Consider the following 12,761-nt stretch of genomic DNA (forward strand, 5'->3'; position numbering starts at 1 on the left):
CAATGATTCGGGGAGTCGGCATTCTTTCCTCCTCCCCGATGACTTGCTCGGTGTACCGCTTGCGCCGTAGGTTAGCGTGACGCCAACGCCAGACGCCAGTCGCCGCCGTGTGAACACTGAGGCTGAGCGGCGTGACCGTCGAGTACGAACACATTCATCAGTTGCACCAGATGACCGGCCTGAGCGTTCAGGCTGTCGGCGGCACTGGCGGACTGCTCCACCAGCGCGGCGTTCTGCTGGGTGACCTGATCGAGCTGGCTGACCGCCTGATGGATCTGGCCGATGCCGGACTCCTGCTCGGTGGTGGTCACTCCGATTTCCTTAATCAATTCAGCGACATGATGGGCCTGAGAAACAATCTCTTCCATCGTGACGCCCGCATGGCCGACGCGTTGCGAACCGCTTTCCACCTTTTCCATGCTCTCGGTGATCAGTTCTTTGATTTCCCGGGCGGCGGAAGCGGAGCGCTGCGCCAGCGAACGCACCTCGCCGGCCACCACCGCGAAGCCGCGGCCCTGCTCGCCGGCGCGAGCGGCTTCCACCGCCGCATTCAGCGCCAGAATGTTGGTCTGGAAAGCAATGCCGTCGATAACGCTGATAATATCGCCGATTTTACGTGAACTGCTGGTGATCTCCTCCATGGTGCGGATGACGTCGCTCACCACTTCGCTGCCTTTGGCGGCCGTCTGGCTGGCGGTGGTGGCAAGCTGGGCGGCTTCGCGCACCGTATCGCCGTTCTGGCGAATGGTCTGGCTGATTTGTTCCATTGAGGCGGCGGTTTGTTGCAGGCTGGCAGCCTGCTCTTCGGTGCGCTGGCTGAGATCGGCGTTGCCGATGGCGATCTGCTGCGAGCCGGTGGCGATGGATTCGCTGCTCTGGCGTACCTGACTGACGATATGGCTAAGGCTGTCGCGCATGGTGCGCATGGCGGCCAGCAGGCTGTGGTGGTCGCTGGTTTTCAGCATGACATCAATGGACAGGTCGCCCTGCGCCACCTGCTGGGCGATATGCGAGGCATAGGTCGGCTCGCCGCCCAGTTGTCCTTTCACCCGGCGGGTGATCAGCCAGGCCACCAGCGCGCCCAGTAGGGCGCTGATAGCGGTTACGATCAACAGCAGGGTGCCGGAATAGCTGGCATCCGCCATGAAACGCTGAGACATGGCGATGGTGTCGTTTTTGTGTTCGGTGATCATGGTGTCCATGGCGTTGAACAGCGTGGTCTGCGTGGTCAGCAGGTCGCCCAGAATCAGCGCGCGGGCTTGCTCCTGCTGGCCGGACAGGCTCAGTTCAATCACTTTTCGCACCGCGTTGGAATAAGGCGGGCGCGCCTGATTAATTTGCGCCAGTAATTCGCGTGATTTTTTCAGCTTCAGTTTTTCATCCAACTGCCTGAGTAAGTCGTTGTTACGGTCGATGAGCTGTTCGAGATCGTGCTTTTCCTGAGCGAGGTGAGCGGCGTCGGTCTGTATGGCGCTTTCCCGAATAATGCGGGCGGCCGCATTCAGATTGTCTTTAATTTCCTGCATGGCGATCAGGTTATTCAGGCGAATATTGGACAGGTAATCCAGATTATTGCCCACATGAATTAGCTGGCTGCGCCCGAAAATCGCGACGATAAAACCGATCAGGATGACCAGTATAAAACCGGATCCGAGCATCGCGCCGAGCTTCATATTTTTTAGTATCTGCATTATGTGCCTTATTCTATTGGGTATTGCTGTCATCAATAGATTCGCATCCCTGGTGTGAAGCGAACTGTGTGTATTGGTCAATGATGGGTGCCGGCGGAAAGACTCTGCCGAAACAATCTATGGCGAATTGATCTCAACCTGTTAGCGGTGGGTAGCGAAATGATTTTTTAGTTAATTAACTTTTTAACAAAATGTATGCATTTGTTTACCGTGACAACATGCAGAAGGCTGGGCGGAATATAAAAGCAGGCTATTATTAACTGATAAAAAATATCATCCGCTAAAGCATTTAACGCCATTAAACATTATGGCCGATGAACGCGTATGCACCGGCGGAAAATGGGGTCAGCGCAACGCGAATAATTCAGGGTATATACCCGTCATACTTCAAGTTGCAGGTGTGTTGGCTGCGTTCGTTCACCCGAATCACTTACCCGAGTAAGCTCATCGGGATTCACTCCCTTGCCGCCTTACTGCAACTCGAATTATTTAGGGTATACGGCGTCTTTATGGGGAAATGGAATGCGTTTTCCGCTTCCCCACGGTATTAATCAGAACGGTGGATTAGCCTGATGTCAGCGCCAGACGTAAATCGGCCCGGGGAGGATACGCGGCGTGCTCGTCTTGCCGGTTATTTCCCGCGACCACAAATACATTCATCAACTGCACCAGATGGCGGGCTTGATCGCTCAGGCTGTCGGCGGCGCTGGCGGACTGCTCCACCAGTGCGGCGTTCTGCTGGGTGACCTGATCGAGCTGGTTAACCGCCAGATTAATCTGGCTGATGCCGGATTCCTGCTCGGTCGTCGTGACGCCGATTTCCTTGATCAGATCGGCGACGTGGCGCGCCTGCGTCACGATATCGTCCATAGTGGTGCCCGCGTGACCGACCAGTTGCGAACCGCTTTCCACCTTTTCCATGCTCTCGGTGATCAGTTCTTTGATTTCCTGGGCGGCGGAGGCGGAGCGCTGCGCCAGCGAACGCACCTCGCCGGCCACCACCGCGAAGCCGCGGCCCTGCTCGCCGGCGCGAGCGGCTTCCACCGCCGCATTCAGCGCCAGAATGTTGGTCTGGAAAGCAATGCTGTCGATGACGCTGATAATGTCGCCGATTTTGCGCGAGCTGGCGGTAATGTCGCCCATAGTGCGGATGACATTGCTTACGACTTCGCTGCCTTTGGCGGCGGTATCGCTGGCGGTGGTGGCGAGCTGGGCGGCTTCACGCACCGTTTCGCCGTTCTGGCGGATGGTCTGGCTGATTTGCTCCATTGAGGCGGCGGTTTGTTGCAGGCTGGCGGCCTGCTCTTCGGTGCGTTGGCTGAGGTCGGCGTTGCCCATCGCAATCTGCTGCGAGCCGGTGGCGATGGATTCGCTGCTCTGGCGCACCTGACTGACGATATGGCTGAGGCTGTCGCGCATGGTACGCATGGCTGCCAGCAGGCTGTGGTGGTCGCGGGTTTTCAGCATGACATCGACGGACAGGTCGCCCTGTGCCACCTGCTGGGCGATATGCGAGGCATAAGTCGGCTCGCCGCCCAGTTGCCCCTTGATGCGACGGGTAATCAGCCAGGCAATCAGACTGCCGGTGACGGCAATCAGCGCCGCCAGCGACAGCATCAGTATACCGGCGTTGCTGGCTCGTGATTCCGAGTCGTCAGCCGTGGTGGAAGTGGCGCTCTTCTGGTAGGCCAGCAGGCTGTCGATAACCTTGAACATGTTCTCCTGAGCGCGGCGCACGTCGGTGAGGATCAAGTTTCTTGCATCGTCGTCTTTATTCTCCAGCCCTTTCTCGATCGCTCTTCCTACCGCATCCTCATAAACAGGACGGTTTTGGTCCAACTGAGCTATCAGGGCCTGCTGTTCAGGGGTGACTGCCACTTTATGGAGGATGGCGATAATGTCGTCATTTCTGGGCGCCATGTTATCGAGACGCTGTTTTTCAACGATCATTTGTTGGTGATCGGAAAGCAACGCAATATTTCTGATTACCCGGGCGGCAATATTCAGATTATCTTTGTATTCCTGTATCAACAGCAGATTGGTGATCCGCTCTTTTGATAACGTCTGAATATTTGTACTGAGCTGCCGTAACTGTAACTGACCATAAATCGCTACCAGAAAACCGATAACGATTACCATTGCGAACCCGGTGCCTAACATGGAGCCTAGCTTCATTTCTTTAAAAAAACGCATAACGTCACCTTTTTTATATAAGATTTATTTTTATCCCTGATATACCCGTCATACTTCGCGTTGCAGGTGCGTTGGTTTCGTTATCGGCCTTTTCAGCTTCATCCCATTCAGGGCTGTGGCAAGCCGCGTTGAACTCTGCCTCCTTTCTGCAATTCGAATTATTTTGGGTATAGATATTGGCTTCCGTAGCGTGTTTCAGGCAATAACAAGACCGCTGGCGAAATTTTTTCGTCAGGGAAAGGTTGGCCTGCAGGTGTGTATTAGACCGTTAATTTACTAATTGATTAATAATTCTAATCAAGATGAGAAGCATATAAACTAATCAAGATGAGAAGTGTATAAAAATTATCCTCGGGTGTTTTTAATACCCGAAATGAATGCTCTTCCTAAGCAAATTGCAGTATGGAGGGTTTTTACGTGTTTGTCGACAAATCGTGATAAAAGTTTTTCTTATTACTCAATGACTTTTCTACTAACGTAATTAGAAGCAATTTTTTAATGGAAGTTACAAAAAATAAATACTCAATCAAAGACCTGCATTTTGTGATGGTATGAAAATTATCGTGATATAAAAATGGCTCCTTTTGATATTTACTGATGACATTTATTCGCCATTATTAAAGCAATATGCTTTGTATGGTTATTTGGACTGTAGCCGTAGCCATTATCCGTTGCCAGTGCTGTCGCTGGTTTTAGCCGGGTGCTGGCGCTTTGGCACTTGTTTTCTGTGGTTCATCGGTGGCGCAGGAAGCGGTTTGTCAGGGAGGACTGGATTCGAAAAGAAACCGCCACGGTTACCGTGGCGGTCAGGAGAACGGGAAATTTAGAACTGTTCCCAGTTGTGGGTACTGCCTTTATTCGCCAGCGCCGGTTTTTTTAGTGCTGGCGAGGTGTGTGACTGTTGCCGGGGCGACGTCTTGCTAAACGTGCCGTGAATAGTAAATACGCTCATCAGTTCCACCAGTTTTGCCGCCTGATCGCTCAGGCTGTCGGCGGCGCTGGCGGATTCTTCAACCAACGCGGCGTTTTGCTGGGTTGCGCTGTCCATCTGAGTGATGGCCTGATTGATTTGCGAAATACCGGATTCCTGTTCCTGTGTGGTGACGCCGATTTCGCTAATCAGATTGGCGACATGCTGCGCCTGGGTGACGATATCAACCATGGTTTCACCGGCGTGCGCCACTAACTGGGAGCCGCTTTCCACTTTTTCCATACTGGTGGTGATGAGCTCTTTAATTTCCCGAGCGGCGGAGGCGGATCGCTGCGCCAGATTTCTCACCTCGCCGGCCACCACCGCGAAGCCGCGGCCTTGTTCGCCGGCGCGGGCCGCTTCCACCGCGGCGTTGAGCGCGAGGATATTGGTCTGGAAGGCGATGCTGTCAATCACGGTAATGATGTCGCCAATCTTACGGGAACTGGTGCTGATGTCGCTCATCGTGGTGATCACGTTGCGTACGACTTCGTTGCCTTTGGTGGCGGTCTGGCTGGCCGCGCTGGCGAGTTGAGCGGCTTCGCGTACGGTGTCGCCATTCTGGCGGATAGTCTGGCTAATCTGCTCCATAGAGGCGGCGGTCTGCTGTACGCTGGAAGCCTGCTCCTCAGTGCGGCGGCTCAGATCGTTGCTGCCGATGGCAATTTCGCTGGAGCCGGTGGAAATGGACGCGCTGCTATCGTGCACCTGCTGCACAATCCCGCTTAGTCTGGCGCGCATATCATTCATGGCGGCCAACAGGCTGGTGGTATCGCCCGATTGCAGTTCGACGTTGATGGCCAGATTGCCGCTGGCAATCTGACTGGCAATATCAGAGGCATACGCAGGCTCACCGCCCAGCAGTTTTTTGATTCTGCGGGCAATCAACCAGGCAATGGCGATGCCGAGTACCGTCGAGATACCGGCGAATGTCAGCATCAGCATGCCGGCGAAGCTCGCGGACTGGCCCGCCTCGTCAGCCGAACGCCGGGTGTCGCTTTTTTGGTAGCTCACCATGTCGTTGATGGCTTTGAAGTAAGTGTCCTGAGCCGGTTTCACTTCATTCATGATGACGGCTTTGGTTTCATCCGGCTTGTTATCCTGGATGAATGACAAGGCTTTTTGCGTGGCGGCGAGGCTGGCTGGACGAGCCTGATCTATCACATCAAACAGCGCTTTTTCACGGGGAGTGCTCGCCAGTTCGGCGATGCGCTTTAGAATTTCGTTATTTCGTGTAATTGTTTTCGTAATCAGCTGTTTTTCCTGCGCTACCTGATCCGGTGCGATAAACAGCGTCAGGTTGCGTATCGAAATCGCGACGCTGTTCAGGTTATCTTTCAGTTCCTGCACCAGTAGTAGCCCTTCCAGTTGATCGCCGGCTAATGCGTTGACATTGTCGCTTTGCTGCCGCAATTGAAATTGCCCATAGGTAGAGACAAAGAAACTAATAATCAGCACGATGGCGAAACCGGTGCCGAGCATGGTAGTAAGTTTCATGTTCTTAATAATGCTCATGGTTTATCCCCTAAGTGTTATTTTTAATCACGACAAACCGGTGCGTATAAAACAGAGCTAATAAAAATGCTGACAGGTTATTTGTGATTTCGGGGATTAATTTAGTTGATGAATCTTTGTTATATCTTAAGAGGTGAAGAATTAATTGGTTTTATTTTTTGTTTTTTATTATCAATGTTTTATTTTTTTATTATCATCTTCGTGATGCTCGTTTAATAATAGTTATGCTATTAATAATAGTTATGCGCGTGACTTTATATCGGTTGACGATATTTAAAATTGGGGAAAAGCGTTTTTCAACAAAGACGAGTGTGACTGTTGAAAGGCGATGAATGTCGGGTAATAGACAGTGTTTTAAAATAGTTGCTTATCCCAATGGGGTCCGCCGTTGATAAGGTTTCGGTTATCAGGGGCTGAATTCAGAAGATACCGCCACGTAGCCGTGGCGGTCAGAGGAAAGATAAACTCAGAATTGTTCCCAGTTGCTGTTGCTGGCGTTATTCGCCAGCGCCAGTTTGGATGGCATCGGTTTTTTCTGGCCGGTTCCCGGTGTTTGCAGCAGGGTGGTTTGGTGGTTAAAGGTATTCTGAATATTGAATATGCTCATCAGTTCCACCAGCCGTGCTGCCTGGTCGCTCAGGCTGTCGGCGGCGCTAGCCGACTCTTCCACCAGAGAGGCGTTCTGCTGGGTGACCTGATCGAGCTGGTTAACCGCATCGTTAATCTGCGAAATGCCGGATTCCTGCTCGTGGGTAGTCACGCCGATCTCGCCAATCAAATCCGCTACGTGACGCGCCTGTTTCACCAGTTCGTCAATGGTGGACCCGGCTTCGCTCACCAGCGTTGAGCCGGTTTCCACTTTTTCGACGCTGGCCGTGATCAACTCCTTGATTTCCTTGGCGGCGGAAGCGGAGCGCTGCGCCAGATTTCTCACCTCGCCCGCCACCACGGCAAAGCCGCGGCCCTGTTCGCCGGCGCGGGCGGCTTCTACCGCGGCGTTGAGCGCCAGAATGTTGGTCTGGAAGGCAATACCGTCGATGACGCTGATAATGTCGCCGATTTTGTGCGAACTGACGGAGATATCTTCCATAGTGCGGACGATATTGTTGACGGCTTCACCCCCTTTGGCGGCGGTCGAGCTGGCCGACTGCGCCAGTTTGGTGGCGGTGCGCACGGTATCGCCGTTCTGGCGGATGGTCTGACTCATCTGCTCCATGGAGGCGGCGGTCTGTTGCAGGCTGGCGGCCTGTTCTTCGGTGCGCTGGCTCAGGTCGGTGCTGCCGGCGGCGATTTCGCTGGCGCCGGTGGCGATGGATTCGCTGCTCTGGCGTACCTGAGTGACGATCTGCCCCAGTTTTTCCCGCATGTCGTTCATGGCCGCCAGCACGCTGTGATCGTCGCCCGCGCGCAGTTCGACGTTAAACGCCAGATTGCCGTCGGAAATTCGCTGGGCAACCGCCGCCGCGTAAACCGGCTCGCCGCCCAGTTGGCCTTTGACGGTGCGGGTGATCAGCCAGGCGGTCAGCGCGCCGAGCACCGCGGCGACCAGCGCCAGCGCCAGCATTAATGTGCCGTCTGAACGGGCGTTCTGCATTGAATCCGCCACCACGTTCATGGTGATTTTTTTCTGGAAGTCGAGCATGTTGTCCAGCGCTTTGAACACGCCGTTCTGAGCGGTTTGCATGTCGTTGAGAATCAGTTCGCGAGCTTGCTCGCGCTGCTCTGACTGGCCGGAAATACCCAATTGAACCGCATTATTGAATGCCTTCAGGTAAGCGGGGCGCGCCAGCGTCAGCTGGTTCAGCTGGTCGCGGGTTTCCGGCGTATCAAGCCGCTCCGACAGCTGTTTGAGCACCTCGGTGTTGCGGGCGATTTGCCGGTCGATCAACTGCTTTTCACGCGCGATGCGTTCAGGGTCGTTACTGAGCGCAATATTACGCACCAGACGGGAATTGGTATCGAAGCCGGTTTTGGCTTCCTGAATCAACATCATATTGGTGAGCGTGGTGGTGGAGAGGTGGTCGATGTCGTCCCCCAGTCCTGCCAGTTGGGTTCGGCCGAATGTTGCTACCAGCAGGCCGATCACGATGACCAGGGCGAATCCGGCACTCAGCATGGTGCCCAGTTTGGTTTTTTTCAGCGCGTTCATAGATGTCCTTAACGTCGTGTATTCCATGCGTTCATTCGGGACCTCATCCAGGAGGTAAAATGAAAATAGCTCTATGTGTGTATAATTTGGGTTAGTTCTATTTCATGTGAATAAATTTTGCTGGTCAGCCGATAGATCTCCTGTTTATTACGATTATTTTGTAAATAGATAGAGAGGTAATAGTCTTATATAAACCGATAACAAGAATAGTTAACTCCAATAATTAAGATAAGAAAGTAATTGAAATTTACAGTGGAGCGTAGTGGCTAATAAGAGTAAGGAATAGAAATTGGTTTGTCGAATGCAATATATAAACTTTTCAGATAAAGCATCAAAAGAATAATTTTCGGTGGTATTTCTGCAATTACGATCGCATTTTTGCCGTAAGGGGGATGGTGATAGCCGGATAATCCATCATCACGCCGGAATGCGCAGAAACGCCGACAAGCGCACAGAGACAAACTAATCCGCCGAAGCGAGCGGACGGCGCGAATAGTACCGATTACGCTGCGGTTTGCTATGGCAAAGGGTTCCTGCGGGATGCACGGCGCCGGGATATATCGGCGGGTATGCCAGCTTTATCGGCTTTGATAAGCAAAATGGCAATGCGATTGCCGTACTGCAAAACGCCTTTAACTGGAGTAACTATTTGGGGATTGCGCTACTCACGGATTTAGCGAAGAGAGACTGACCGACGGTGGGAACAACATGCATCGGGTACGGCGCTGATGTGCAGTCCGTATTTTTGTGGGCGTTCCCGTCTATTTATTCCGGCTATCATCCTGGCGCAATACGGCTTTTCTTTTTTTATAACGTCATGATTATTTTATAAAAAATAATCACATATCGTATCGACTTGCGGCGGGTTTTTCTGTTCGCTGCAATCGTATGCACTTGTCATCTGGTTGTCATGATGCAGTTATTTTTCTGTCATCCGGGCGTGTCATGTTACCTGCCGAACATAAAACGCGCTTTTTCGCTCATCGCGCCCACAATGATCAGCATCCGCAATGATCAGCACCCACATGATCTCAGGAGACAGCATGTTTCAGCACGCTATCCGTAAAACCGCCGCCGTTGTCATTATGGCCTTAGCCGCCAGCGCACAGGCGCAGGCCGTTACCGAAATCCCGTTCTGGCATTCGATGGAAGGGGAACTGGGTAAGACTGTCAATTCTCTGGCTGACCGTTTCAACCAGACACACAGCGACGTCAAAATCGTGCCGGTGTACAAAGGCAACTACGAGCAGAGTCTGGCGGCCGGGATTGCGGCGTTCCGCAGCGGTAATGCGCCGGCTATCCTGCAGGTGTATGAAGTGGGCACCGCCACCATGATGGCCAGCAAGGCGATCAAACCGGTGTATCAGGTCTTTAAAGACGCCGGCGTGCCGTACGATGAGAAAATTTTCGTGCCGACCGTTTCCGGTTACTACTCTGATGCCAAGACCGGCCACCTGCTGTCTCAGCCGTTCAACAGCTCTACGCCGGTGCTGTACTACAACAAAGACGCCTTCAAAAAAGCGGGTCTGGACCCGGAGCAGCCACCGAAAACCTGGCAGCAGATGGCCGAATACACCGCCAAACTGCGCGCGTCCGGCATGAAGTGCGGTTACGCCAGCGGCTGGCAGGGCTGGATTCAGATTGAAAACTTCAGCGCCTGGCACGGCCTGCCGATCGCCACCAAAAACAACGGTTTCGACGGTCTTGATGCGGTGCTGGAGTTCAACAAACCGGTTCAGGTCAAGCATATTCAGATGCTGGAAGACATGAACAAGAAAGGGGACTTCACCTACTACGGCCGCAAAGACGAGCCGACCGAGAAGTTCTATAACGGCGACTGCGCCATGACCACCGCGTCATCCGGTTCGCTGGCGAATATTCGTCAGTACGCCAAGTTCAACTACGGTGTAGCCATGATGCCGTATGACGCCGACGTGAAAGGCGCGCCGCAGAACGCCATTATCGGCGGCGCCAGCCTGTGGGTGATGAACGGCAAAGACGCCGCCACCTACAAAGGCGTGGCTGAGTTTATGCAGTTCCTGTCTACGCCGGAAATCGCCGCCGAGTGGCACCAGAAGACCGGTTATCTGCCGATCACCACCGCCGCTTACGAGCTGACGAAACAGCAGGGTTTCTATGACAAGAACCCCGGCGCCGACATCGCCACCCGTCAGATGCTGAACAAAGAACCGCTGCCGTTCACCAAGGGGCTGCGTCTGGGCAACATGCCGCAGATTCGCACCATCGTGGACGAAGAGCTGGAAAGCGTCTGGACCGGCAAGAAAACCCCGCAGCAGGCGCTGGATGCCGCTGTGGAACGCGGCAACGCGCTGCTGCGCCGCTTCGAACAAGCGAACAAGTAACCGTATTCCGGGCCGAAGGGATTCGGCCACCCCTTTCTGAGAACTCTGTTTTCTCAGAGGACTGTTTTCTGAGAATCCTGTTTTCTGAGAGCATTTTGCATGACTGCTTCCCGTCCTGTTTTTGGCCGCAGCCTGCTGCCTTATCTGCTGGTGCTGCCGCAACTGACCATCACGGTGATCTTCTTCCTCTGGCCCGCCGGGCAGGCGCTTTGGTACTCGGTGCAGAGCGTAGACCCGTTCGGTCTTTCCAGTCAGTTTGTCGGGTTGGACAACTTCACCAACCTGTTTCACGACAGCTATTACCTCGGCTCGTTTTACACCACGCTGTTGTTCAGTTTTTTGGTGGCGGCGTCGGGGCTGATCGTGTCGCTGTTTCTGGCCGCGCTGGTGGATTACACCCTGCGTTTCAGCCGCCTGTACCAGACGCTGCTGATTCTGCCTTACGCGGTGGCGCCCGCCGTGGCGGCGGTGCTGTGGATGTTTCTGTTTAACCCCGGCCTGGGGTTGATCACCTGGTTGCTGCACCAGTGGGGTTACGACTGGAACCACGCCCAGCACAGCGGTCAGGCGATGTTTTTGGTGGTGCTGGCGTCGGTATGGAAGCAGATCAGCTACAACTTCCTGTTTTTTCTGGCCGCGTTGCAGTCTATTCCCCGCTCGTTGATCGAAGCGGCGGCGATTGACGGCGCCGGGCCGGTGCGCCGGTTCTTCAATCTGGTGTTGCCGCTGATTTCGCCGGTGAGTTTTTTCCTGCTGGTGGTCAACCTGACCTACGCCTTCTTCGACACCTTCCCGGTGATCGACGCCGCCACCGGCGGTGGGCCGGTGCAGGCCACCACTACGCTTATCTACAAGATTTACCGCGAAGGTTTCGCCGGTTTGGATCTCTCCAGTTCGGCGGCGCAGTCGGTGGTGCTGATGCTGGTGGTGACCGTGTTGACGGTAATTCAGTTCCGCTTTGTCGAGCGTAAGGTGAACTATCAATGAGCAAGTTCACAATGAGCAAGTTCACAATGACAGGGAACCGAATGATTGAGAATCGACGCGGGCTGGATATATTCAGCCACGCCATGCTGGTGGTCGCCATTCTGGCGGTGCTGTTCCCGCTGTACGTGGCGTTCATCGCCGCCACCCTGAGTCAGGAGCAGATGTCGCAGGTGCCGATGTCGCTGATCCCCGGCGGGCACCTGTGGGAAAACATGACCTATATCTGGCGGCACGGCGTGGGCGACAACAACAGCGCGCCGTTCGGCCTGATGCTGTTCAACAGCTTCGTGATGGCGCTGGCGATCACCGTCGGCAAAATCAGCGTCTCGATGCTGTCGGCTTTCGCCATCGTCTATTTCCGTTTTCCGTGCCGCAACCTGTTCTTCTGGATGATTTTCTCCACCCTGATGCTGCCGGTGGAAGTGCGAATTTTTCCGACGGTCGAGGTGATTTCCCATCTCAGCATGACCAACAGCTATGTCGGGTTGACGCTGCCGGTGATGGCGTCCGCCACCGCCACTTTTCTGTTCCGCCAGTTCTTCATGACGCTGCCGGACGAACTGCTGGAGGCGGCGCGTATCGACGGCGCCGGCCCGATGCGCTTTTTCTTCGACATGGTGCTGCCGTTGTCCAAAACCAATCTGGCGGCGCTGTTTGTCATCACCTTTATCTACGGTTGGAACCAGTATCTGTGGCCGCTGTTGATCGTCAACGACCCCAATCTGGGCACGGCGGTAGCCGGGATTCAGAGCATGATCGCCACCGGCGACACCGCTACGCCCTGGCATCAGGTGATGGCGGCGATGCTGATGACGATGCTGCCGCCTCTGTTGATTGTGCTGCTGATGCAGCGCTGGTTTGTTCGCGGTCTGGTTGATAGTGAGAAATAAAAT

General features: G+C 54.1%; 7 protein-coding genes and 1 pseudogene. 4 read left to right on the forward strand and 4 right to left on the reverse strand.

Translation table 11 applies throughout. The features are described from left to right. Positions 1-71: 71 nt before the first annotated feature. From DDA898_RS01100 to DDA898_RS01115, 4 genes are all read right to left on the reverse strand, one after another. Complete coding sequence (locus DDA898_RS01100; protein ID WP_038909928.1) at positions 72-1,691, reverse strand: methyl-accepting chemotaxis protein; 1,620 nt, start codon at positions 1,689-1,691, stop codon at positions 72-74. Positions 1,692-2,255: 564 nt separating this feature from the next. Beyond that, positions 2,256-3,884: a methyl-accepting chemotaxis protein gene (locus DDA898_RS01105; protein ID WP_038909929.1), complete on the reverse strand. Its 1,629-nt coding sequence runs from the start codon at positions 3,882-3,884 to the stop codon at positions 2,256-2,258. A gap of 823 nt (positions 3,885-4,707) precedes the next feature. Next, complete coding sequence (locus DDA898_RS01110; RefSeq protein WP_038909931.1) at positions 4,708-6,369, reverse strand: methyl-accepting chemotaxis protein; 1,662 nt, start codon at positions 6,367-6,369, stop codon at positions 4,708-4,710. Between the two features lie 466 nt (positions 6,370-6,835). Beyond that, complete coding sequence (locus DDA898_RS01115; RefSeq protein ID WP_038899991.1) at positions 6,836-8,518, reverse strand: methyl-accepting chemotaxis protein; 1,683 nt, start codon at positions 8,516-8,518, stop codon at positions 6,836-6,838. Positions 8,519-9,071: 553 nt separating this feature from the next. On the opposite strand from DDA898_RS01115, the pseudogene DDA898_RS23530 reads away from it, so the two are divergent. From DDA898_RS23530 to ugpE, 4 genes and pseudogenes are all read left to right on the forward strand, one after another. After that, positions 9,072-9,209: pseudogene (locus DDA898_RS23530) on the forward strand (serine hydrolase domain-containing protein); the annotation flags it as partial. Between the two features lie 352 nt (positions 9,210-9,561). Next, positions 9,562-10,881: a sn-glycerol-3-phosphate ABC transporter substrate-binding protein UgpB gene (ugpB, locus tag DDA898_RS01120; protein ID WP_038909932.1), complete on the forward strand. Its 1,320-nt coding sequence runs from the start codon at positions 9,562-9,564 to the stop codon at positions 10,879-10,881. 99 nt (positions 10,882-10,980) lie between these two features. Next, positions 10,981-11,868 (forward strand): sn-glycerol-3-phosphate ABC transporter permease UgpA, encoded by an 888-nt coding sequence (ugpA, locus tag DDA898_RS01125; protein ID WP_013315857.1) that lies wholly within the window; start codon positions 10,981-10,983, stop codon positions 11,866-11,868. A gap of 41 nt (positions 11,869-11,909) precedes the next feature. Further along, a complete protein-coding gene (gene ugpE / locus DDA898_RS01130) occupies positions 11,910-12,758 on the forward strand; it encodes a sn-glycerol-3-phosphate ABC transporter permease UgpE (protein WP_013315858.1) in 849 nt (282 codons plus the stop codon). Positions 12,759-12,761 lie beyond the last annotated feature (3 nt).

Source organism: Dickeya dadantii NCPPB 898 (assembly GCF_000406145.1).
In the GTDB taxonomy this organism is placed as follows: Bacteria; Pseudomonadota; Gammaproteobacteria; order Enterobacterales; family Enterobacteriaceae; genus Dickeya; species Dickeya dadantii.